The 21661-nt window shown below is 70.6% G+C and carries 22 protein-coding genes; 10 read left to right on the top strand and 12 right to left on the bottom strand.

Annotated elements, in window-relative coordinates:
- Positions 1-40: 40 nt before the first annotated feature.
- Positions 41-547 carry an HNH endonuclease gene (locus tag ABZX61_RS33940; protein WP_350731891.1) on the bottom strand — a complete coding sequence of 169 codons (507 nt, stop codon included), beginning with the start codon at positions 545-547 and terminating at the stop codon, positions 41-43.
- Positions 548-832: 285 nt separating this feature from the next.
- Between ABZX61_RS33940 and ABZX61_RS33935 the strand changes: the two genes are divergently transcribed.
- On the top strand, positions 833-2890 hold the full coding sequence (locus ABZX61_RS33935; protein WP_355200184.1) for a prolyl oligopeptidase family serine peptidase: 2058 nt from the start codon (positions 833-835) through the stop codon (positions 2888-2890).
- Between the two features lie 98 nt (positions 2891-2988).
- On the opposite strand, the gene ABZX61_RS33930 is transcribed toward ABZX61_RS33935, so the two are convergent.
- Positions 2989-3582 (bottom strand): helix-turn-helix domain-containing protein, encoded by a 594-nt coding sequence (locus ABZX61_RS33930; RefSeq protein ID WP_350731547.1) that lies wholly within the window; start codon positions 3580-3582, stop codon positions 2989-2991.
- Between the two features lie 80 nt (positions 3583-3662).
- Between ABZX61_RS33930 and ABZX61_RS33925 the strand changes: the two genes are divergently transcribed.
- Positions 3663-4640, top strand: coding sequence for an NADP-dependent oxidoreductase (locus ABZX61_RS33925; protein WP_355200183.1), 978 nt, complete (start codon positions 3663-3665; stop codon positions 4638-4640).
- On the opposite strand, the gene purU is transcribed toward ABZX61_RS33925, so the two are convergent.
- Positions 4641-5495 carry a formyltetrahydrofolate deformylase gene (gene purU, locus ABZX61_RS33920; protein ID WP_350731551.1) on the bottom strand — a complete coding sequence of 285 codons (855 nt, stop codon included), beginning with the start codon at positions 5493-5495 and terminating at the stop codon, positions 4641-4643. It abuts the gene before it with no gap.
- A gap of 194 nt (positions 5496-5689) precedes the next feature.
- Here purU and ABZX61_RS33915 point away from each other — a divergent pair, with 194 nt between their 5' ends.
- Positions 5690-6640: an inorganic phosphate transporter gene (locus ABZX61_RS33915; RefSeq protein WP_355200182.1), complete on the top strand. Its 951-nt coding sequence runs from the start codon at positions 5690-5692 to the stop codon at positions 6638-6640.
- 81 nt (positions 6641-6721) lie between these two features.
- Positions 6722-7354, top strand: coding sequence for a DUF47 family protein (locus ABZX61_RS33910; protein ID WP_350731555.1), 633 nt, complete (start codon positions 6722-6724; stop codon positions 7352-7354).
- On the opposite strand, the gene ABZX61_RS33905 is transcribed toward ABZX61_RS33910, so the two are convergent.
- Positions 7351-8304 carry an SDR family NAD(P)-dependent oxidoreductase gene (locus ABZX61_RS33905; protein ID WP_355200181.1) on the bottom strand — a complete coding sequence of 318 codons (954 nt, stop codon included), beginning with the start codon at positions 8302-8304 and terminating at the stop codon, positions 7351-7353. The genes ABZX61_RS33910 and ABZX61_RS33905 overlap by 4 nt on opposite strands.
- 53 nt (positions 8305-8357) lie before the next feature.
- Complete coding sequence (locus ABZX61_RS33900) at positions 8358-9245, bottom strand: TIGR03620 family F420-dependent LLM class oxidoreductase (protein ID WP_355200180.1); 888 nt, start codon at positions 9243-9245, stop codon at positions 8358-8360.
- A gap of 33 nt (positions 9246-9278) precedes the next feature.
- Between ABZX61_RS33900 and ABZX61_RS33895 the strand changes: the two genes are divergently transcribed.
- Together ABZX61_RS33895 and ABZX61_RS33890 are read left to right on the top strand one after the other, a co-directional pair.
- Positions 9279-9635 carry an ArsR family transcriptional regulator gene (locus ABZX61_RS33895; RefSeq protein WP_350731560.1) on the top strand — a complete coding sequence of 119 codons (357 nt, stop codon included), beginning with the start codon at positions 9279-9281 and terminating at the stop codon, positions 9633-9635.
- A 10-nt stretch (positions 9636-9645) separates the two neighbouring features.
- Complete coding sequence (locus ABZX61_RS33890) at positions 9646-10101, top strand: NUDIX domain-containing protein (RefSeq protein ID WP_355200179.1); 456 nt, start codon at positions 9646-9648, stop codon at positions 10099-10101.
- A gap of 7 nt (positions 10102-10108) precedes the next feature.
- Here ABZX61_RS33890 and ABZX61_RS33885 read toward each other — a convergent pair whose 3' ends face one another.
- The 7 genes from ABZX61_RS33885 to ABZX61_RS33855 form a co-directional block, all read right to left on the bottom strand.
- Positions 10109-10849: an MBL fold metallo-hydrolase gene (locus tag ABZX61_RS33885; protein ID WP_355200178.1), complete on the bottom strand. Its 741-nt coding sequence runs from the start codon at positions 10847-10849 to the stop codon at positions 10109-10111.
- 66 nt (positions 10850-10915) lie between these two features.
- Positions 10916-11707 (bottom strand): hypothetical protein, encoded by a 792-nt coding sequence (locus ABZX61_RS33880; RefSeq protein WP_355200177.1) that lies wholly within the window; start codon positions 11705-11707, stop codon positions 10916-10918.
- A gap of 120 nt (positions 11708-11827) precedes the next feature.
- Positions 11828-12280, bottom strand: coding sequence for a hypothetical protein (locus ABZX61_RS33875; protein WP_355200176.1), 453 nt, complete (start codon positions 12278-12280; stop codon positions 11828-11830).
- A gap of 31 nt (positions 12281-12311) precedes the next feature.
- The gene (locus ABZX61_RS33870; RefSeq protein ID WP_355200175.1) at positions 12312-13943 is read right to left on the bottom strand and encodes a tetratricopeptide repeat protein; all 1632 of its coding nucleotides are present in this window, start codon (positions 13941-13943) and stop codon (positions 12312-12314) included.
- Between the two features lie 276 nt (positions 13944-14219).
- Positions 14220-15443: a DMT family transporter gene (locus tag ABZX61_RS33865; RefSeq protein ID WP_355200174.1), complete on the bottom strand. Its 1224-nt coding sequence runs from the start codon at positions 15441-15443 to the stop codon at positions 14220-14222.
- A 297-nt stretch (positions 15444-15740) separates the two neighbouring features.
- A complete protein-coding gene (locus ABZX61_RS33860) occupies positions 15741-16229 on the bottom strand; it encodes a GNAT family N-acetyltransferase (protein ID WP_355200173.1) in 489 nt (162 codons plus the stop codon).
- Complete coding sequence (locus ABZX61_RS33855; protein ID WP_355200172.1) at positions 16226-17767, bottom strand: XRE family transcriptional regulator; 1542 nt, start codon at positions 17765-17767, stop codon at positions 16226-16228. The genes ABZX61_RS33860 and ABZX61_RS33855 overlap by 4 nt, the downstream gene beginning before the upstream one ends.
- A 276-nt stretch (positions 17768-18043) precedes the next feature.
- Here ABZX61_RS33855 and ABZX61_RS33850 point away from each other — a divergent pair, with 276 nt between their 5' ends.
- The 4 genes from ABZX61_RS33850 to ABZX61_RS33835 all read left to right on the top strand — a co-directional run bounded on the left by ABZX61_RS33850 (position 18044) and on the right by ABZX61_RS33835 (position 21653).
- Positions 18044-18328 carry a hypothetical protein gene (locus ABZX61_RS33850; protein WP_355200171.1) on the top strand — a complete coding sequence of 95 codons (285 nt, stop codon included), beginning with the start codon at positions 18044-18046 and terminating at the stop codon, positions 18326-18328.
- A gap of 575 nt (positions 18329-18903) precedes the next feature.
- Complete coding sequence (locus ABZX61_RS33845) at positions 18904-19737, top strand: mechanosensitive ion channel family protein (protein ID WP_350731581.1); 834 nt, start codon at positions 18904-18906, stop codon at positions 19735-19737.
- Between the two features lie 9 nt (positions 19738-19746).
- A complete protein-coding gene (locus tag ABZX61_RS33840; RefSeq protein WP_355200170.1) occupies positions 19747-20127 on the top strand; it encodes a globin in 381 nt (126 codons plus the stop codon).
- A 17-nt stretch (positions 20128-20144) separates the two neighbouring features.
- The gene (locus ABZX61_RS33835; RefSeq protein WP_355200169.1) at positions 20145-21653 is read left to right on the top strand and encodes a glycoside hydrolase family 13 protein; all 1509 of its coding nucleotides are present in this window, start codon (positions 20145-20147) and stop codon (positions 21651-21653) included.
- Positions 21654-21661 lie beyond the last annotated feature (8 nt).

The following is a 21661-nucleotide window of genomic DNA, read 5'->3' as shown; positions in this document are numbered from 1 at the left end:
CATGGTGTCAGGCGGTGGCCACCCCTCACAAAGCGATATCTCAGGCCGCGGCCTCGAGGTAAGGCGCCCATTGGGGGTCTCCGATCAGCGACGCGCCGATGAGCCTCCAGTGAGCGCCCCGTGGCACCGCGGGGCTGAAGCGCAGCGTCCACCCCAGCTCCTCCAGGTACTTGTCGGCCTTCCTGTGGTTGCACGTGGTGCAGGAGGCGACACAGTTTTCCCAGGTGTGGGTGCCGCCCCGGGACCGCGGGATGACGTGGTCGATGGTCTCGGCCCGCTGCCCGCAGTAGGCGCAGCGGTAGTCGTCGCGCCTCATGAGGGCGGCCCTGGTCAGCGGGATGCGGGACCGGTAGGGGATGCGGACATATCTTCGCAGCCTGATCACCGAAGGGACGTCGAGCGTGTGGCTGGCGGAGCGCAGCACGGCGCCCCTGCCGTCGCGGTGGACGACGTCGGCCTTCTCCCGCAGCACCAGCACGACGGCCCGGTGCAGGGAAAGGGTGGTCAGCGGTTCGTAGGTGGCATTCAGCAGCAGGACCTGGCGCATCATGGAGCCTCTCCCTGCTGCGCGCGTATCAAAGGGGACATGCCGTGGCATGTCCCGACTGTCGGCCCCTCCTGGGGCACTTGTGCTTCCGTCACGTGGACCTCCGCCGGACGGTCCAGCGGATGGTCACCACGGCACCGTCCTGTCACCAAGTCTGGCGTTTGCACCCCGGTCCCCGCCACCCCAAATATCCTCCAACCGGAATGGACCAGAGGGACACACGTTACGTTTTATGCCCGCTTCACCAGCGCTTTACGCATGTCCTTTGGCAGTAGGGTTCCCAGCATGAAGCTGGAGCCGTACCCGACCGCACGCCGCGAAGCCACCGTCGACACCCTGCACGGCACGCCCGTGCCAGATCCTTATCGATGGCTGGAGGATCCCGACAGTCCCGAGACGAAGGGGTGGCTGCTGGAGCAGGCCGAGCTGTTCAGCAGGGGCAGCGGGCCGCAGCGGTTCAAGAGCCGCATCGCCGAGCTGCTCAGGTCCGGCTCGGTCGGCGCGCCGGCGTGGCGCGGTGGCCGCCACTTCTTCAGCCGCCGCACGCCCGACCAGGAGCACGCCGTCTACTACGTCGTCGAGCCCGACGGGACCGAGCGGGCGCTGATCGACCCGATGGAGATCGACCCGTCGGGGTTGACCACGCTCGACGCCGTGCAGCCCGACAAGGAGGGGCGCCTGCTGGCGTACCAGATCTCCGTGGGCGGCAACGAGGAGTCGATCCTCTACGTCATGGACGTCACCACGGGCGAGCGCGTCGAGGGGCCGATCGACCGCTGCCGCTACTCCCCCATCGCGTGGCTGCCCGGCGGGGAGGCGTACTTCTACGTCCGCAGGCTGCCCAGCACCGAGGTCCCGGAGAACGAGACGCAGTTCCACCGCCGCGTCTACCTGCACCGCGTCGGCACCTCCACCGAGGACGACGTGATGATCTTCGGCCAGGGGCTGAAGATGACCAACTACTACGGCGTCTCGGTCTCGCGTGACGGCCGCTGGCTGCAGGTCTCGGCGCACGAGGGCACCGCGCCGCGCAACGACCTCTGGGTGGCCGACCTGGCCGCGTCCCCGGCCGACCGGCCGGACCTGCGGGTCGTGCAGGAGGGCGTGGACGCGCAGGCGGGGCTGGTGTTCGGCCGCGACGGCAGGCTCTACGTCCACACCGACCGCGACGCGTCCAGGGCCCGGGTGTGCGTCACCGACCCGGCCGAGCCGGGCTTCGAGACCTGGCGCGACCTCATCCCCGAGGACCCCGAGGCGGTGCTGAACGACTTCGCGATCCTCGACGACCTGGAGCGCCCGGTCATCCTGGTGGGCTGGACCCGCCACGCGATCAGCGAGATCACCGTCCACGACCTGGAGACCGGCGAGCGCGTCGGCGAGGTGCCCACGCCCGGGCTCGGCTCCGTCGGAAGCCTCTCCGAGCGCCCCGAGGGCGGCTACGAGGCGTGGTTCGCCTACACCGACAACACCAGGCCGCCCTCCGTCCAGCGCTACGACGCCAGGACGGGCGAGACCACGCTCTGGGCCGCCTCCCCGGGCGCGGTCGAGGTGCCCCCGGTGCGCACCTCGCAGGTGGTGTACCAGTCCAAGGACGGCACCGACGTCCGCATGCTGATCATCTCCCCCGCCGACGACACGCCCGGGCCGCGCCCCACCATCCTGTACGGCTACGGCGGCTTCGGCCTGTCGATGACCCCCGGATACTCCGCGTCGATCCTGACCTGGGTCGAGGCCGGCGGGGTCTACGCCATCGCCAACCTGCGCGGCGGCGGCGAGGAGGGCGAGGAGTGGCACCGCGCGGGCATGCTCGGCAACAAGCAGAACGTGTTCGACGACTTCCACGCGGCGGCCGAGCACCTCATCGCCACCGGCGTGACCACGCCCGAGCAGCTCGGCATCTCCGGCGGCTCCAACGGCGGCCTGCTGGTGGGCGCCGCGCTGACGCAGCGGCCCGAGCTGTACGCGGCCGTGGTCTGCTCGGCGCCGCTGCTCGACATGGTCAGGTACGAGCAGTTCGGGCTCGGCGCCACCTGGAACGTCGAGTACGGCACCGTCGAGGACCCCGAGCAGTTCGGCTGGCTGCTGGGCTACTCGCCCTATCACCACGTCCAGGAGTCGGTGAACTACCCCGCCACGCTCTTCACCGTCTTCCAGTCCGACACGCGCGTGCACCCGCTGCACGCGTGGAAGCTGTGCGCGGCGCTGCAGCACTCCTCGACCGGCGACCGCCCGGTGCTGCTGCGCAACGAGACCGAGGTCGGGCACGGCGCCCGGTCGGTGAGCAGGTCCGTCGATCTGTCGGCCGACACGCTCACCTTCCTCGCCCGGCACACCGGTCTGTAGCCTCGACGGCATGAGCGCGCTGGGGCCGGCCATGGTCGAGGCCGCCCCGGCGCCGGGCCGCAGCCCTGCGTGACGCCTGCCGCGAGCGCCGGGCGGCCTCAGCCGGGGGTCAGGGAGTCGGGGGCCGGGACGGGCAGCGGATGGGCACCCTCGGGACGCAGCCCGTCGAAGATCATGCTCAGGTAGCGCCGCCAGAGCCCCGGAACCGCGTCGCCCAGCGGGGCCACCGCCTGGCAGGCGGCATTGATCAGCAGCACGACGTCGTGCCCCGTGACGTCGTGCCGTACGAACCCGTCGCGGCAGGCCCGGTCCGTGAGCGACCGGGCGACCGCCACCAGCCGATCGCTCGCGGCCCTGATCTGCGGATCCTCGCGCATGGCCGGGGTGAACGCCTGGCAGAACGAGCGCAGCTCGACCCCGGCGGCCATGAACTCCAGCAGCGCCGCCCCGGAGTCCGCCCCCTCGCGCAGCGCCTCTCCCCTGGCCACCAGCGACTCCAGCTGGTCGCTGAAGATCGCGGCCATGAGCTGCTCCTTGGTGGCGAAGTGCCGGAACACGGTGCCCTTGCCGATCCCGGCCCGCGCCGCGATGCGCGCGATCGAGACCTCCGTGCCGCGCTCCGCGAACTCGGCCGCCGCCGCGTCGAGCAGCAACCGCCTGTTACGCACCGCGTCCGCCCGCACATTCGCCACATCAGGACCCTACCGTAACCGGACCGCGCGGTCATATTATGCTCAACCTGACCGAGCGGTCCGTTTAGTTGGAGGTTCCCATGAAGGCACTGGTGGCGAGGGGCTACGGCGGGGTGGAGGTCCTGGAGGTGGCGGACGTACCCGTCCCGCTGCCGGGCCCCGGCCAGATCCAGGTCCGCGTCGCGGCGGCCGGGCTCAACCCCGCCGACATCCGGCTCGTGAGCGGGGTGTTCAGAGAGATGGCCCCGCTGGAGTTCCCGCACGTCCTCGGCAGCGACTTCGCCGGCACGGTCACGGCCGTCGGGCCGGACGTGGCCCGATTCTCCTCGGGTGATGAAATATTCGGACTCGGCCTGGCGCGGGCCGCCGGGAGCATGGCGAGCCTGACGTCCTCGCCGCCGTCGTTCACGACGGGCACGATGGCCGAGTACGCGATCTTCGACGCCGACACGCCCGCCCTCGTGCACCGGCCGACCGGCCTTCCCGTCGAGCACGCCGCCGCCCTGCCCATCGCCGCCCTGACCGCCCTTCCGCTGCTCCGCGCGGGGACCTTCGCGCCCGGCACGAAGGCGCTGGTCATCGGGGCGGCCGGCGGGGTGGGCGGAGCCGTCGTGCCGCTACTGGCGGACCGGGGCGTACACGTGATCGCCACCGCGATCCCGTCGGACGAGAGCTACGTACGCGGTCTGGGAGCCGCGGAGACGATCGACCACAGCTCCGCGGACACCGCCGCCGAGACCCTGCGCCGCCACCCCGGCGGCGTCGACGCCCTGGTCAACCTGGTGCTCCCCGGCCCGGCCCTGGCCGAGCCGGCACGGGTCGTCCGTCCGGGAGGGCCGCTGCTGACCGTCGCCTTCCCCAGCCCCGACCCGTCCACCGGCTTCAAGACCGTCTACACCCACGCCCGTCCCGGCGATCTGGACGAGGTGGCCGCCCTCGCGGTGAAAGGCACGCTGCCTTCCACCGTCAGCCGCCGCTACCCGCTGGCCGAGGCGGCGCGGGCCTACCGGGATCTGGTCCACGACCACGTGCGGGGCAAGCTGGTGATCACCGGGTAGCTAGCGCGGGAAGACGATCGTCTTGTGCCCGTCCAGCAGGACCCGCTGCTCGGCGTGCCACTTGACCGCCCTGGCCAGGGCCAGGCACTCTACGTCGCGGCCGATCGCCACGAGGTCCTCCGGAGAGTGGCTGTGGTTGACCCGGGCCACCTCCTGCTCGATGATCGGCCCCTCGTCCAGGTCGGAGGTCACGTAGTGGGCCGTGGCGCCGATCAGCTTGACGCCGCGGTTGTGGGCCTGGTGGTACGGCTTGGCGCCCTTGAACGACGGCAGGAACGAGTGGTGGATGTTGATCGCCCGCCCGGCCAGCTTCTCGCACAGCTCGCCCGAGAGCACCTGCATGTAGCGGGCCAGCACCACCAGGTCCGCCTGGTAGTGCTCCACCAGCGCCAGCACCTCGGTCTCCTGCCTCGCCTTGGTCTCGGGGGTGACCGGCAGGTGGTGGTAGTCGATCCCGTTGGACTGGGTGAGCGGCCGCAGGTCGGGATGGTTGGAGACGACCGCGACGATCTCGATGTCCAGGGCCTTGGACCGGACGCGGTAGAGCAGGTCGTTCAGGCAGTGGTCGAACTTGCTGACCATGATCAGCACGCGCGGCTTCCTGGCCACGTCGCGCACCTTGAACTCCATGGCGAAGTCCGGCGCGAGCGTCGCGAAGGCGCCGTTGAGCTCGTCCTCGCCCAACGGCCCCGCGAACTGGACACGCATGAAGAAGCGCTGCCCGGCCCGGTCGCCGAACTGCTGGCTCTCGATGATGTTGCATCCGTGCCGGGCCAGCAGGCCGGAGACGGCGGCCACCACACCGGGCCGGTCGGGGCAGGACAGCGTCAGGATGTATTCGGCGGGGCTGGTCATGCCTTCACTCTCGCGGGCGTGGGATCGGCGGTCACCGCAGGGCTGATCCTGGCCGGTGACCATCACAGAGAGTACCCGACACACGTTACGCGTCCGATCGTCCATCATCCATGCGATCCCGGGTAGTTAAGGGGGAACGCGGATTCGGGAGGGGCAACCCCGGGTTGTCTCGCGGCTTGGATGGAGCGCGGTCCTTGGACGTCGCCGTACTGATCGTGGTCGCCGGCCTCTTCGCCGTCGTTTCCGGGGTCAACGACGGGGGCGCCCTCCTCGCCACCGGGCTGAAGCTGCCCTCGGTGCGCCCGGCCACCGGCGTCCTCGTGCTCGTGGTGCTGACGGCGGTGGTCCCGCTGGTCACGCATCAGGTGGCGGTGACGTTCACGACCAGGCTGGCCTCGTTCCACGCGCCGGGCGGCAGGATCGCGATGACCGTCGCGGTGATCTCGGCGCTGGCCGTGGTGACCGCGCTCAGCATGAAGGGCCTGCCGACCAGCCTCACGCTCGCCGTCGTGGGCGGGCTCACCGGTGCGGGGCTGGGCTGGGGGCTGCCGGTGTCGCCGGGCTCGGTGCTGCTGGTGCTGGCGTTCGGGGTGGCGGCGCCCTTCGTGGGCGGGCTGCTGGGCTGGGTGCTCGTCCGGGTGCTCCTGATCACGATCACGGCCCGCGGGCTGCGGCGCTGGCACCAGGTGGGGTTCCTCCTGCAGAGCCTCGCCTACGCCGCCAACGACGGGCAGAAGATGCTGGCCGTATTCATGATCATGTTCGGCTTCTCGGGCGCGCTGCTCCCGTACACGTCGCTGGTGGCCGTCCTCTTCGGGCTCGGCACCATGTACGGGCTCCCCAAGGCGGGCCGCACGCTGGGCCGCGAGCTCATCGCCTCCCGGCCTCCGCACGGAGTCGCGGCCGAGCTGGCCGCGGGCACGGCGGTGATCGCCTGCGCGGCCGTGGGCATGCCGGTGAGCATGACCCAGGCCATCGCCGGCGGGCTCATCGGCGCGGGCGTGGCACGGGGCGGCGGCCGCGTCCGCTGGTACGCCACCGGCAAGATCGTCGCGGCCTGGCTCCTGACGCTGCCGGCCGGCGCCCTGCTGGGCGCGGGGCTGGCGGCGCTGGTGAAGGCGATCGCGAGGGTTGAACTCGCATGAAGGGACGGCGAACGTGCAGCACTCTTCGAGGGCGGCTCCGCCCATGACGCGCCGCCCCGGCTCCGCGAAGGCGGCCGGACCATGAAGCGGCTGCGGCGGATCCGCAACCTCATGACCGGCCGCATGGACAGCGCGCTCACGGAGGCCCTGCTCGGCCAGCTCCGGGCCACCAAGGAAGGCGCGTGGCTGGCGATGGCCATGATCGGGGGCGAGGTGGGCAGGACGGGCGCGCACGAGCAGATGCGCTCGATCGAGCACATAGGCGACGAGGAACGCGCCTGCCTCGTCGAGGAGCTCAAAACGGCCCTGGTCACCCCGATCGACCCGGAGGACCTGTTCCGGCTGTCCCGCGCCATCGACGACGTGCTGGACTCCTTGCGGGACTTCGTCCGCGAGTCCCACCTCTACCGAGTCCCCGACCAGATCCGCTTCACTCCCCTGCTCGACCAGGTCATCGTCGGCATCGAAGCGCTGGAGAACGCGGTCCGCGACCTCGCCTCCCGCCCCTCCGCCGTGGTCCAGGACGCGCTGGAGGCGAAGAAGGTGGGCGGGTCGATCCGGCGGATGTACCAGTACGAGATCTCGCGCATCTTCTCGGGCGAGGTGACCGCGGAGGCGCTGAAGAGGCGGGAGCTGGTACGCCGCCTCGAGATCGTCGGAGTCGCCATCGGCGATGCCGCGGACGCCATCGCCGACGGCGCCATGAAGCGCTAGCCGAAGGCGTTGACCCCGGTCAGCTCGGCGGACAGCGCCCACAGCCGGGCGGCCTGCTCCGGGTCGATCGCATAGTCGCGCACCCCGGGCCCGACGGCCTCCGTGGTCGGCTCGGCGAGGTCGCAGTCTTCACAGTAGACGCCGCCCATGCCCGCCAGCTGCGGCGAGGTGGCCGCCCACACCTGGGTGGCCGCGCCCTGCTCGGGGGTCTTGAACATGGGGTCCAGGGCGTTGCCCTCCTCGTCGATCCACCCCGCGGCGACCATCTCCTCCTTGCGGAGGTGGCGCTGCAGCGGCGTGAGGATAGCGCCCGGGTGCAGCGCGAACGCCCGCACCCCCGCGTCCCGGCCGAGCGCGTCGAGCTGGACGGCGAACAGGACGTTGGCGGTCTTCGCCTGCCCGTAGGCCTGCCACTTGTCGTAGCCCCGCTCGAACTGGACGTCGTCCCACCGGATGCCCGCATGCCGGTGCCCGGCGGACGAAACGGACACGACCCGTCCCCGGCCCTGGGCGACGGCCGGCCAGAGGCGGTTGACCAGCGCGTAGTGGCCCAGGTGGTTCGTGGCGAACTGCGCCTCCCACCCGGGGCCCACCCTCGTCTCCGGGCACGCCATGATCCCGGCGCTGTCGATGACGATCTCGACGCTGCGGCCGGTGGCCAGGAAGCGCTCGGCGAACTGCCGTACGCTCTCCAGATCGGCGAGGTCGAGCTCGTCCACCTCGACCCCGCCGATGCCCCCGACCGCCTCCTCGGCGGCCTGGCGACGGCGCGCGGGCACCACGACGTGCGCTCCGGCTCGGGCGAGCGCCCGCGTGGTCTCCAGGCCGATGCCCGAGTAGCCGCCGGTGACGATCGCCAGCTTTCCTGAGAGATCGATCCCGTGGAGCACGTCGTCCGCGGTGCTCCTGGCCCCGAATCCCGACCCGATCTTGTGTTGCGGCGTTGTCATGCGACTCACGCTACGAGTTGGAGCCCACTCGAGGTCAAACGCTCCGACGGGCGTTACAGGCCGAGGGGCTGGGTGAGGTCGGTCAGCTGGGTCAGGGCGTGGGCGAGGTCCGGGACGTCCGGGGAGAGGGGCTGGATGACGACGTGGTCGGCCCCCGCGTCCAGGTGGGCGCGCACGCGCTTGGTGATGGCGTCGGCGTTGCCCCAGGCCACGATGGCGTCCGCGAGGCGGTTGCTGCCGCCGTCGGCGAAGTCGTCGTCCGTGAAGCCCAGCGTGCGCAGGTTGTTGAGGTAGTTGGGCAGCGTCAGGTAGTAGGACATGTGGGCGCGGGCGATCTCGCGGGCGCGGGCCGGGTCGGACTCCAGGACGACCGCCTGCTCGGGGATCAGGAGCGGGCCCTGGCCGAGGATCCGGCGGGCCTGCGCGGTGTGCTCCGGCGGCACGAAGTAGCTGTGGGCGCCGTCCGCCAGGTCCCTGGAGAGCTCCAGCATCTTGGGCCTCAGCGCGGCGAGGACCCTGGGAGCCGGGACCGGGGGCTCGGGCAGCGTCCGGCCGGCCTGGTCCATGGCCTCCAGGTAGGTGCGCATCGCGGCCAGGGGCTTGGCGTAGTCGTGGCCGCGGCCGGTGACCAGCGGGGCATGGCTGACCCCTATGCCCAGCAGGAACCGGTCGGGAAAGGCGTCGCCCAGCGCGGCCGCGCCCGCGGCCATGGCCGTGGCGTCGCGCACCCAGATATTGGCGATGCCGGTGCCGACCGCGATGCGCCGGGTGGCCGCCAGCAGGACGGCGGACATGACGAGCGGCTCCTTGCTGCTCTTGCCCTCGTTGACCCAGAGCGAGCCGTAGCCCAGCGACTCGATCGTGGCCGCCGCACGACGCGCCTCCTCGGCGGGAGCCGTGCCGATCATGGGATGCCACACTCCGACGCGCCCGATGTCCACGGCCGCTCCCCTCGCATAGAATGTTCGATCGAGATGGAACACTACAACAATGTTCGATCGCAGTCGAACAGGACGCGCGGTCTGACGCACACATCCCCGATCGAGGTCTCGCTGCAGGCCGCCCTCGACGCTCTGGGCGATCCGATCCGGCGCCGCATCGTGCGGGAGCTGGCGGACGTCCCCGACTGGACGCGCGCCTGCGGCACGTTCTCCCACCTGCCGGTGGCCAAGTCCACGCTCAGCCACCACTTCTCGGTGTTACGCAACGTGGGGCTGCTGGAGCAGCGCGACGAAGGCGCCCGGCGGCTCAACCGCCTGCGCCAGGAGGAGTTCGATCATCGCTTCCCCGGCTTGCTGGGGCTCGTGCTGGAGGAGGAGCGGCAGGAGTAACGTCGGGCTGGTGGGTGCCATAGAGGGGCAAGCGGGCATCAGCGACCGGCCTGCGGCTCGGGTCGTCTGCCTGGATCGCGACAGCAGGGTGCTGCTCATGCACTGGTACGACCCCGTCAGCCGCATGGACATCTGGGAGCCGCCCGGCGGCGGGATCGACCCCGGCGAGACGGCGCTGGAGGCGGCCAGGCGCGAGCTGGGCGAGGAGACCGGGCTGCCGGGCTCGGCGGTGCGGGAGCGGTTCGTCGAGGTCGAGCGCGACTTCTCATGGCTGGGAGTGCGGTATGTGAAGACCGAGCCGTTCTTCCTGGCCACCTTCGAGGAGGCGCGGCCGGAGGTGGATCCCGGGGAGCTCACCGAGGAGGAGCGAGTGGCCTACCGTGGCTACGCCTGGGCCGAGGAGCTGCCCGGCAACGTGGAGCCGCCCGAGCTGGCGAAGGTGATCGAGCGGCTCACGGCGCGGTGAGGCGTCATCACAGGTCCAGCGTGATGCCCTCGGAGGCGACCTCCAGCGTGCCGTCATAGGACTTCGCGGCGGCCAGCAGCGCGAGCCCCGGGGACGTGTCGGGCCACAGGTGGGTGAGGAGCAGGCGGCCCACACCCGCCGAGGCCGCGGTGCGGCCCGCGTCCAGGGCGCTGGACAGGTAAGGCGCGTCCTCTTCGGGGATCCGTTCCGGATAGGTCGCTTCGGCCACCAGCAGGTCCGCTCCCTCCGCCAGCACCGCCAGCTCGGGGGACGGCCCCGTGTCACCGGTGTAGGCGATCACGTGATCTCCGGCGCTCAGCCGCAGGCCGGCGTTGGGCACGTGGTGCGGCAGGTCGAACACGTCCAGGCGGAACGGACCGATCTCGTACGGCACGCCGGGCGCCAGATCGCGCGTCACGAAGCTGCCCGCCAGCATGCGCGGCTTGTCCAGCGCCAGGACGGCGTCCAGCGCGCCCGGCGGCGCGTACACCGGCAGGGCGGGAGCGGGGACGTCGGCGAGGGCGCGGGCGCGCAGCAGCGGGTTGAGGTCGGCACAGTGGTCGGGGTGGCCGTGGGTGACCAGCACCGCGTCCACCTCGTCGGCCCGCATGCGCCCGAGGAGCCTCGGCAGCGTGGCATAGCCGGGATCGACGAGGACGCGGAACCCCTCGGCCTCCACCACGTACCCGCTGCACGCCTGCCCCGCCGCAGGCCAAGCCCCACATCCGCCCAAAACAGTAAATTTCACACTAACCCCAGACAAAATAGGAAAAGTCGGCAAAGATCCAGGACGCGAGCGGGAGCGCGCGGGCTCTCACACGTGGGGGCCGTCGCGGAAATGGCCGAGTTCGTCGAGCGTCGTCACCAGGAGCCCGCGTAGCAGCCGCCCCGCCACCTTCTCGTGATCGGGCTCCACGGGCACGCCCTTGCCGACCTTCTCGACGTACGCCTCGCGCTCCCGCAGGTCGGTGTACGGCAGCGCGGTCATCCCCACGGCCACCGCGACCCGGGTGCCGCCCCGGGGCAGCACGGCCACGGTGTGCGTACGCAGGCAGGTCTCGTCAGGAGCGCCGTACCAGCCGCTCTTGACCCCGGCCCCGGGCGAGCGGATCGCCTCCCGGACCCCGAACGCCTGCGACGCGCTGACCTGCCGCATCCACGCCAGGATGGTCTCCGCGACCGGGTCGCCGGCTACGGCGGCCTGGGCGAGCACCGCGTACGCGATGGCGACCTCGTCGGCCGCCACCTCGACGGAGCCGAACCGCGAGGGGTCGCCGTTGGGCGGCGACCAGGCGATGCCGGTGCGGCTGCGGAGGTCGTCGAGGATGACCCGGGGGCCGACGGCCAGCCAGAGGTTGAGCGTGTCGGCGTTGGAGGACACGACCACGGCGGGCTCGGCGTGCCGCCGCCACCGTTCGGCGTCGGGGATGTGGGCCGCGCTCACCCATGCGTACAGGGGCTTGAGCAGCGAGGCGCAGCGCAGCCGCGCCAGCCCCACGGTGACGCCCACCGTGCGGGCGGGCGGCCCGCCGTAGCCGCGTCTGATGCCCGCGGCCTGGACGCTGGCGCTGTCATCGAGGTCTTTGAGCAGGTCGTTGAAGCCCACGCCCCCACCGTAGACCTACGAAGGGCTCCCCCAGCGGCCTTCGTACCACTCCGTGCTCGGCGGGTCGCCGGGCAGCTCGGTCGCCCCCGGCGCGCGCAGGCCGTCGAGCGCGATGGTCAGCTAGGCGCCGAACCGCGCCCACGACACGACGAGCGCGGCCGGCACCAGCGCGACCACCCCCAGCGCGGTCGCCACCTTCCATCGCCGCGCCACCCCCGGCTCCGTCACGAACGCCGCCACGGCCCCTGCCCCGGCGAAGACCGCCCCGACCGTGACAGCGTGCGCGAGCGAGGACGTCCACGACGGCAGCGCCTCGCCGACGAGCCTGAACACCACCAGCACCCCGCCCGCCACCAGCGCCACCCGCCGCCCCGGCCGTACGTCCACCCGCTCCAGCGCGAGCGCGGACCCGGCGATCAGGGCCAGCGTGATCACCACCACGACGCCGACGGCGGGTGCCAGGCACCCCCAGTCCTCGCAGCCGATGCCCACCCAGGCCAGGCGCACGCTGGCCCACCACAACACCCCCAGGGCGGCGCACACCGCGGCCGCCCGCCCCATTCGCCCCCGCATCACCCAATAATCCCATCGCGACAGGCGGTCGTCAGGAGAGGCGATCGGCCCGCCGCTCGTCCGCGTCGGCCTCGGCGGCACGGCCGAGCGCGCGCAGGGCGACGGCCCGGTTGGTGTACAGGTCGGGCTCGGGCTGCAGCTCGATGGCCCGGCTCAGGTCCTCGACCGCCCCCTCCAGGTCCCCGGCGGCGTACCGCAGCACCCCCCGGTTCCCCCAGGCGGCGGCGAGCCCGGGCGCGCGCTCCACCGCGCGGTCCAGCGCCTCCCCCGCCGCCGCCAGCCGTCCCGCCGCCGTCTCCAGCTGCCCCAGCACCGTGAGCAGGTGGGGGTTGCCCGGCTCCAGGACCAGCCCGGCCACGACGTCGGCCAGGGCCTCCTCGTCCCGGCCCGCCGCGGCCAGCAGCCCGGCCCGGTTGATGTACGCGTCCAGGTAGGACGGGTCCAGCTCGATCACCCGTCCCAGGTCGGCCAGCGCCTCCTCGGTGTCACCCCGCACGGTGTGCAGCTCCGCCCGGTTGTAGTACGCCTCGGGCAGCGGCGGCCCGGCCCGCATGGCCCGTTCGAAGTCGGCCAGCGCCTCCTCGTGCCGCCCGAGCCTGAACAGCAGGTTCCCCCGCTCCAGGTAGTAGTCGGGAAAGGCCGGGTCCAGCGCGATCGCGGCCGCGTAGTCCTCCATCGCCTCCTTGACGTGACCGAGCGCGGCCAGCAGTTGGGCCCGGTTGGCCAGCAGCACCATGCGGTGCAGCGGATGCCGCTCCCGCAGCTCTCGCGCCAGCTCGACGGCCGACTCGACCAGCGACAGCGCCGCGCCCGGCCGGCCGTGCCGCAGCTCGATCAGCGCCAGGCCGTTGAGGTCGAAGCCCAGCTTGAACGCCCGGTCCAAGGGCTCCGGCAGCAGGGTGGAGATGGCGATGGCCTCGTTGATCCAGCGCCGGGCCCGGCCCAGGTCACGGCGTGCGGGGTCGGGGTGGCGGGCGTCGAGCATGGCGGTGCCGTACGCGCTGGCGGCGTGCATCGCCGGATCCTGGCTGGCCGCGCGCACCCCGTCCCAGATCGCCTGGGCGTCGTCGGTGCGGCCGAGGCCGCCCAGCGCGGTCGCGGTGCGCTGCGCGAAGCGCCACCAGTGCTCGCCGCCCGGCTCGGTGCGCGCCATGCCGCGCTCCCCCAACTCGACGGCGGCGTGCAGGAATCCGTCGCGCATGCACCGGTCCACCAGGGTCCAGAGCTCGTCCGCGCTCCGGGTGTCGGGCGGCGGGTCGGGGCCGCCGGAGTACAGCATGATCGTGAGGAGGTCCGGCGGGATCCGCCGCATCATGACGTCCAGCAGTTCGGTGTCCGTCGGGTCGGCCTCGGCGCCGTTGCACACGGCGATCGCCCGCCCGGGGCGTACGGCGTCCCTGATGAACTCGGCCAGCCCGTTGGCCAGCCGCAGCGTACGGCGGGGCGCGGGCACGAGGATGCGCTCGTCCTCAGGCAGCCCGGCGTCGATCGTGGCCCGCCGGAGCGGCACGAGGGGGGCCAGTTCGGGCGCGGCGGCACGGATCTCGATGTCGTGCGCCGCCACCAGGTCCCCGTCCCGTTCCAGAGCCTGCGGCACCAGGTGACGCAGCAGGGCGGCGGCGACAGTGTAGGGGCCGCGCGGCCGGCGATGTCCGTCGATCAACGGTGTCAGCAGCCGGGCGGCCCCCCATTGAGCGGGCGCTTCGCCCTCAACTCTGAGATGGGACCTTGCCTCGGTCACCCCTTGTGAAGGACGCTGGAGGTCCCCGCCAGCCTCGCGGTTCCAGGCTTGCGGACAATGATGCGCTTCATGACATACCTCTCCCACTGGGGCTATTTTCCCATTATTAGTGCGCCCCGCCGAATATCAAGATTTATGGTGAATAAGTGGGAGGTTACACCGCAAAAAAGCGGTTGCCTTTTGATTGACACCAGTACGCTATTGGGACCGAAACCAACGTGGGAGGGCTTTCGTCCGAGCCTGCTCGGCTTCCTCCATCAGATCACACAGGCACCGGCCGAGCAGGGTGACCGACCGGCAGCACCCCGGCCCCGGCAGATTCCTCGCCCGGACGATGACCGTGGCCCGCTCGATCAGCCGCTCCAGGCTGGGCTCCCCGCCGCCCTTGAGCGAGCGCGTGTGCCAGGGGCACGTCTCAGCGTTCACACAGGCTCCTCTGTCGAGATACGGCGTCTGGCTGCCGCCGAGCGGCAGCGGATCCTCACGTTTGATCCTCAGGTCGGCCAGCGTCCTGGCCGCCCGTGCGGCGACGATGAGGAGGGCGTGGTTGGCGCGGGGGCGCTCCTTTCCCAGCGCGGCGGTTCTCGCGGGAAGCGCGAGCAGCATCGCGCCGGCCATCAACCCCCCGCCGACGACCATGCCCCAGCCGATCGGCTCGTGGAACCAGATCACCGAGATCGCGGCCACCCAGAGCGGCTGCGACGACATGAGGATCGCGCTCGGCACGGCCGTGACGTGCGCCTGGCCGTACGAGCGGGCCAGGAACCCCAGCGCGCACGACACCACGGCCAGGTGCCCCAGGATCAGCCAGTCGGACCCTCCCGACGGCAGCACGACCCCGTCGCGGACGGCGACGACCCCGGTGAGCAGCCCGATGGTGAACAGCTGGATCACCGTCAGCGCGTACGCGTGGAAGGTCTCACCCCGCTTGGACAACTGCGCCAGCAGCAGCGTGTGGCCGGAGTAGAGGGCGGCGGCGGACAGCGTGACCCCGAGCGCCAGCACCGAGACCTCGTGGTCCTCCATCCCCCTCAGCAGCGTGAACACGGTCATCCCGGCCAGCGCGAGCACCACCCCCGCCCAGATCCGGCGCGGCACTTTCACCTTGAACAGGACGAGCGCCAGGATCGGCGTGATCACCACGCTGCAGCCGACGGCGAAGCCCGACAGCGAGGACGGCAGGCCGTGCAGCGCGACGGCCTGACCGGCCTGACCGATCCCGAACATGACCCCGAGAACGACCCCGTAGATCCAGGTCCTGCGCGGCAGCCCCCGAAAGCAGCGCGGCCTGATGACGAGGAGGGTGAGCGCGGCGATCAGGTAGCGCTCGGCGAGCAGATCCTCCACCGGCAACCGGTGGATGAGGTCCTTCATCAGCGGGAACGCCGACCCCCAAGCGGCGCTGACGAACAACAGAAGCACGGCTCCCAGGAGGGGTCGGGGAGCGGGCACGACTGCCATGGCAAAAGCATCTCACTACTATTCGCAGCCACTGATGTACAGGGAGCAGCCGGTGAGGTTCCTCTACACCTCGGTGTTAAGAGCCTCACCCGCGGGTTTGTACATCCATACCGCGGACGCCAGAACCGGCGTCGTCGCGTACTGCGGGTGACGGAAGGAATGTCGGCGGTGAAGTCACGCCGGGAGCCCGGGGAAGATCACCGGGGAGGGGAGGAAGCGGCCCCAGGAGGGGTTGGGTGGGGCCGTACGCCGGGAGCCTCAGAGCTCGATGACCGCCGGAGGGGCCAGGCGTTTTTCGAGGTAGACGACAGTGTGGTCGCCGACTCGCTGTCTGGAGAGCTCGCGCCATCCCTCTCGATCGTAGAGCGCCAGGGCGGCCTCCTGGTTGAGCGTGGTGTCGCCTCTGACGCGTTCGAAGCCGAGCTCCACCGCGCGCCGTTCGAGTGCGAGCAGCATGGCCGCACCGTAACCGCGCCGCTGGAACTCCGGGTGCACTCTCAGCCGGCACATCTCGGCCGTGGCCGTGTCGACGGGTTTCAGCCCGCCCATCGCGACGACCCGCCTGTCCACCTCGCCGACCAGGAAGTCACCGCCGCAGCCCAGGTAGATCTCCTGGATGCGCGGGAAGTCGTCGTCGTAGTAGACGCCGTCGCCCGGCACCAGTCCCACCTCGGCGAGGGAGATCCGGTGGAGTGCGAGGATGGTGTCGAGATCTGACCACCTGTAGCGCCGGATCTCCACGTTCATGCACCGCCGCCTTTCGTCGGGACCCTCGGCCGGCGCAGTTCGGCCCTGTACTCCTCGAGTTTCGAGTTGTTCGCGTCACGGGCCATGATCGCCTGTTCGAGCGCCAGGGCGGGACGCATGATGAAATCGGTCATGTACTCGTCGCCGAGCATCCGCAGCGCCCTGGTGCCGATGTCCAGCGCGGAGTCGAGCTCCCCGTCGATCATGCGGCACTGGGCCTGGTCGAGCCTGATCAGCGTCTGGTCGAGGATGTGGTCCTCGTACTTCTCCAGCGCCTGGTCGAGCACCACCTCGGCCTCCAGGGTCTGGCCGAGCTTGGTGAGCACGTCACCCTGGTAGAAGTAGAGCTGCTTCTCGGTGTAGCCGAAGGCCATGTCCGCCTGGTGCTCGGGCCGCATGTGGGAGAAGGCGTTCCTGGCCCTGGCCAGCGCGCGTTTCGCCTGGTCGACGATCTCCTTCTTGTTCTCGGCGCCCGAGAGCATGGCCAGCGCCCGCGCCTCGACGACCGGTGCCATGGCCTGCGCGGGACAGGGCATGGTGCCGGCCAGGTCGCGGCTCTTCTTCGCCAGGTTGAGCGCCTCCCGGGCGTCCCCGAAGTAGAGCGGGACGAGCGACTCGCGGGCGGTGATCCACGCGCGCAGGGCGCGGTCGCCCGTCTCGTCGGCCGCGGTGCGTCCGGTCCTGAAGAAGGAGCGGGCCAGCCGGTGGTCACCGAGATTGATCATGATCATGCCGCTCAGCCCCGCCAGCTGGGCCGCCATCCGCAGAAGGCGGTCGTGCAGGTCGATGGGCTGACGGTGGGTCAGCGCCGCGCGTACGGCGCTCATCTCGAGCATCACGTCGCACAGCAGGCGCAGCGGGGCCGTCGTCGTGTACTGGCGGCCGAAGCTCTGCGTGGCCTCTTCCCACTGGTCGAGCATCGCCGCCGACACCGTGGCCGCGACGAGCGTCTCGTCCATCCGGCGCCTGATGCCCTCGCACGCGCCGAGCACCGGCCCGTCGAGCTCGGTGGCGGCGCTGGTCCCGGGGTTGAGCAGGTTGAGCATGGTGCGCCGGAGGATGTTCTCGTCGGCCTCTGTCTCGGGCTCCGGGGGCGACCCGGTCTCACGCTCCGCCTGCGCTAACGGCCGCTCGGTGCTGTCTCCCAGCAGCACGCCCGGCGTGCGGTGCCCGTGGCCGCAGATGCACGGCCCGTCGAAACCGAGCTCCAGCGGCTCCACCCGATAGACCGTGCACAGGTAGTGCATGTATTCGGGTCCTGGGCGCTTGAGCCCGCTCTCGTAGGCCGACAGCAGGGTCTCTCCGATGCCGGGCATCGCCTTGTTGTCACGCTCGAACAGGGCTCTGATCTGCTCGATGACATCCGCCAGCGCGATGCCGTAGGAAAGACGGTGGGATTTGACGCGGCTGGTGCCGAATTGCGGAGTGCACTGCTCATGGATCTCGTCAGCTATCTGGGCCGAAGTGCGCCCGGCGGCCAGGCCCTTGGCTCTGATCCGCCTGGCGATCTCCGTTTCCCTGTGCTGCCTGCCGGACATCCCGGCCCCTCTCGCGCGTGTCTCGACCGGTCCATATCTGGTGACTCAGCGTAGCGTCCATGTAGCTGTGCGCCTACCCAAGAGTGTGAACCAATGTCGCCAGCTTGAAAACGCCCGGCATCAAGCCTACGGATAAGGATCGTCCTCCGAGGGACTGTTTCTTACATCCCACGAGGGAGAAGCAACTCCCCGTGACCGGGGAAGCGGCATTGCGCCCGCCCTTGACATGAGCCATGTTTGGCCCACCAGCCGATTCCCAAAAGGAGGGGACGAAAGGTGGGGGACGACAACTTCGAGCATCTGAAGCGTCTCGTATCCGAACTCGACGCTCACGGGTTGCTCGCGAGAGTGGTCCAGACCCAGGGCGGGCGCATGTTCGCACGGGTCATCAACCCGAACGCGACCAGCCTGTCGGAGAACGTCACCTGTCGGTCGACGAGCGCATCGGATGTACCGGACTGGTGGTACTGCTGGTCCTGGGGTGAACGGATGCACAAGGCCGACGACCCGGCTGGAGCGGCCACGAAGGTCGCACGCGTACTGGCCGCCGTGGGCGAGTGACAAAGCGGTGACCCGGGTGGAGCGCAGCCACCACGGCTCACCGCACCCACGGCGGCGTCAACGGAGCCGGCGGGGTGGCCGGTGCGGAGGGACTCCCGTATGCCGGAGCCCTTGGTCGCCCCGCCGGTTCCGGCCCAGGCACGGTCTCGCATGCCGTGCCTGTCCACAGCCACCCGCCCGGTCTTCCCTGGCGGGTGTTCGGGGGATCCCTCCCGGAACCGGCACGGGACACGCTTCCGGGTGCGCGTCCCGTTACGAGCCGTCCGTCATCGGAGCGTCCGCTCTCTCCCTCCGCGGCCCAGAGAGCAGGCGTCCCCGTCTTCCCCGGCGTGATGTGACGGCGGGCGGTCCGGTCGGCGGTATTTTGGATCGAATCGGTCCAAAGCAGCCGACCGAACCGCTTCCGGAGGGGGATCTACCCAGTGTTACTGCTGGTGACAGCGTCGCAACCACCCGCTTCTCAGTTGGACTTCGAGAAGTTGACCCAGCAAATGGCTGGGAGCTGCGAGAACGACCCGGCGGGCATTTGCTCTACCCTTGTCGGGATGTTCCAGAATGCGACCTGGGCGCCCTTGGTGGCTAGTCTGATCACAATCGTCCTGATCCTCGTGCTCGCGATCGTGCTTCGCAAAGTCGCGCACCGGGTCATCACGAGAGTGGTCAACCGCGCGGCCACGGGTGGTTCGATAACCAGCAGGTTCCGCAAGAACGCGGTGCCCGACAGCATCGACGCGCTGCTGCACGAGCGCCGCAAGCAGCGCGCCGAGACCATGGGCTCGGTGCTCAAACACGTCGCCTCGATCGTCATCCTCGGCACCGCGGTGCTGACCGTGCTCGATCGGCTGACGATCCCGATCGCACCCCTGCTCACCAGCGTCGGCATCCTCGGCGTGGCCATCGGCTTCGGCGCCCAGGAGCTGGTCAAGGACTTCATCGCGGGCATGTTCATGCTGCTCGAAGACCAGTACGGCGTGGGCGACGTGATCGACGCGGGCGCCGCGGTCGGCACGGTCGAAGCGGTGACCCTGCGCGTCACCAGGCTGCGCGACGTCGACGGCCGCGTCTGGTACGTCCGCAACGGCACCATCACCCGGGTCGGCAACGAGTCGCAGGGCTGGTCGCGGGCCTTCATGGACGTCCCGGTGGCCTACGACGCGGACATCATGTCCGTCCGGGTGCTCCTGGAGCACGTGGCCGAGGAGATCTGGGCCGACGGCGAGTTCCGCGAGACCAAGATCGTGGAGCAGCCGCAGGTGTACGGCGTCGAGCAGATGTCCGACAGCTCGCTGGTGTTCCGCATCAGCGCCAGGACCCTGCCCTCGGCGCAGGCCGAGGTGTCCAGGGAGCTCAGGTTCCGGGTCAAGTCCGCACTCGACTCCGCCGGCATCCCCATGGTCGCCACCGCATAGGCTGAGAACGTGAGTGAGACCTCCTTCTACGACGCCGTCGGGGGCGACGAGACCTTCCGGCGCCTCGTGCACCGTTTCTACGAGGGCGTCGCGGAAGACCCGTTGCTGCGGCCGCTCTACCCGGAGTCCGATTTCGAGGGCGCCGAAGAGCGGCTGCGGGGCTTCCTGATCCAGTACTGGGGCGGGCCCAACACCTACAGCCAGCAGCGCGGCCACCCGAGGCTGCGCATGCGGCACATGCCGTTCGTGATCGGCGAGCCGGAGCGGGACGCCTGGCTGCGGCACATGCGTGACGCGGTCGACTCGCTCGACCTGCCGGAAGAGCTGGGGACCAGGCTCTGGGACTATCTGGTCTACGCGGCCCACAGCCTGGTGAACTCCCCGACATAGCGGGCATGACACGCCACATGGATATCCCCTGGTGGCGTGATGCCATCGTCTACGAGATCTACGTTCGCAGCTTCGCCGACGCCTCGGGAGACGGCGTCGGCGATCTGGCCGGGGTGCGCGAGCGCCTGCCGTATCTTCGGCGGCTGGGGGTCGACGCCATCTGGCTGACGCCTTTCTACCCCTCCCCCATGGCCGACGGCGGCTATGACGTGGCGGACTACCGGGGTGTCGATCCGTTGTTCGGCACGCTGGCCGACTTCGAGTCGCTGGTCGCGCAGGCGCACGAGCACGGGCTGCGGGTGCTGGTCGACATCGTGCCCAACCACAGCTCATCCGAGCATCCCTGGTTCCAGGCGGCGCTGCGGGGCGAGCGGCGCGACCGCTACATCTTCCGCGACACCACCAACAACTGGCAGTCCACGTTCGGCGGGCCCGCCTGGACGAAGGTGGCGGACGGGCAGTACTACCTGCACCTGTTCGCTCCCGGGCAGCCCGACTTCGACTGGCGCAATCCCGAGGTGCACGCCGAGTTCCTGGACATCCTGCGGTTCTGGCTGGACCGGGGCGTCGACGGGTTCCGCATCGACGTGGCCATGGGGCTCTACAAGGCCGAGGGGCTGCCCAACGTGGGCGACCAGTCGTTCATGTCGGTCTCGCCGGTGTGGGGACAGCCGGAGGTGCACGACGTCTACCGCGACTGGCGTCGGCTGCTGAACGGTTATCCGGGCGAGCGGATGGCCGTGGGCGAGGTGTGGACGGACAGCTCCGAGGACCTCGCCCGCTACGTACGCCCGGACGAGCTGCACCAGAGCTTCAACTTCGCCTGGCTGCAGGCGCCGTGGTCGCCGACGGCGTTCAAGAAGGTGATCGACGACACCCTGACCGCCGTGCCGTTCGCCACGTGGGTGCTGTCCAATCACGACGTCGTACGCCACCGCACCCGCTACGGGACCGCCGACCCCGGCACGGGGCTCGCGCGAGCCAGGGCGGCGCTGCTGACGATGCTGGCCCTGCCCGGGTCCGCCTACCTCTACCAGGGCGAGGAGCTCGGGCTGCCCGAGGTGACCGACCTGCCTGACGAGGCCAGGCAGGACCCCGTCTTCTTCCAGTCGAAGGGCGAACTGCCCGGGCGCGACGGGTGCCGGGTGCCGATCCCGTGGACGGTGGACCCGCCTTCCCACGGGTTCTCTCCCGGCGGGGTGGAGCCGTGGCTGCCGCAGCCGGCCACGTTCGCGGAGCTGAGCGTGGAGAAGCAGGAAGGGGACGCCGGCTCGACGCTGGAGTTCTACCGCCGGGCCCTGGCCTGCCGCCGTGACCTGGTCGGATCAATTCCTTATACCTTGGAGTGGCTGGACTCACCCGAGGGTGTGCTTTTCTTCACCCGCGGCCCGCTGACCTGCGCCATCAACTGCGGACTCCGGCCGGTACACCTGCCCGAGCACGACACCGTGCTCCTGTCGAGCGGTCCGCTCAAGGGGGACCTGCTGCCGCCCGACACCGCGGTGTGGCTCCGGCACGAGTCATAGCCGTGTGG

The organism is Nonomuraea sp. NPDC003709 (assembly GCF_040610775.1).
Taxonomy (GTDB): Bacteria; Actinomycetota; Actinomycetes; order Streptosporangiales; family Streptosporangiaceae; genus Nonomuraea; species Nonomuraea angiospora_A.
The sequence above is the reverse complement of the archived record's forward strand: the minus strand, read 5'-3'. Positions and strand labels throughout refer to the sequence as shown.

Coding starts and splice junctions, on each gene's coding strand:
- ABZX61_RS33860 (WP_355200173.1), bottom strand. CDS start 16,229: ATGAACGTGGAGATCCGGCGCTACAGGTGGTCAGATCTCGACACCATC.
- ABZX61_RS33895 (WP_350731560.1), top strand. CDS start 9,279: ATGGAACACTACAACAATGTTCGATCGCAGTCGAACAGGACGCGCGGT.
- ABZX61_RS33835 (WP_355200169.1), top strand. CDS start 20,145: ATGGATATCCCCTGGTGGCGTGATGCCATCGTCTACGAGATCTACGTT.
- ABZX61_RS33935 (WP_355200184.1), top strand. CDS start 833: ATGAAGCTGGAGCCGTACCCGACCGCACGCCGCGAAGCCACCGTCGAC.
- ABZX61_RS33905 (WP_355200181.1), bottom strand. CDS start 8,304: ATGACAACGCCGCAACACAAGATCGGGTCGGGATTCGGGGCCAGGAGC.
- ABZX61_RS33925 (WP_355200183.1), top strand. CDS start 3,663: ATGAAGGCACTGGTGGCGAGGGGCTACGGCGGGGTGGAGGTCCTGGAG.
- ABZX61_RS33875 (WP_355200176.1), bottom strand. CDS start 12,280: ATGCGGGGGCGAATGGGGCGGGCGGCCGCGGTGTGCGCCGCCCTGGGG.
- purU (WP_350731551.1), bottom strand. CDS start 5,495: ATGACCAGCCCCGCCGAATACATCCTGACGCTGTCCTGCCCCGACCGG.
- ABZX61_RS33940 (WP_350731891.1), bottom strand. CDS start 547: ATGCGCCAGGTCCTGCTGCTGAATGCCACCTACGAACCGCTGACCACC.
- ABZX61_RS33855 (WP_355200172.1), bottom strand. CDS start 17,767: ATGTCCGGCAGGCAGCACAGGGAAACGGAGATCGCCAGGCGGATCAGA.
- ABZX61_RS33910 (WP_350731555.1), top strand. CDS start 6,722: ATGAAGCGGCTGCGGCGGATCCGCAACCTCATGACCGGCCGCATGGAC.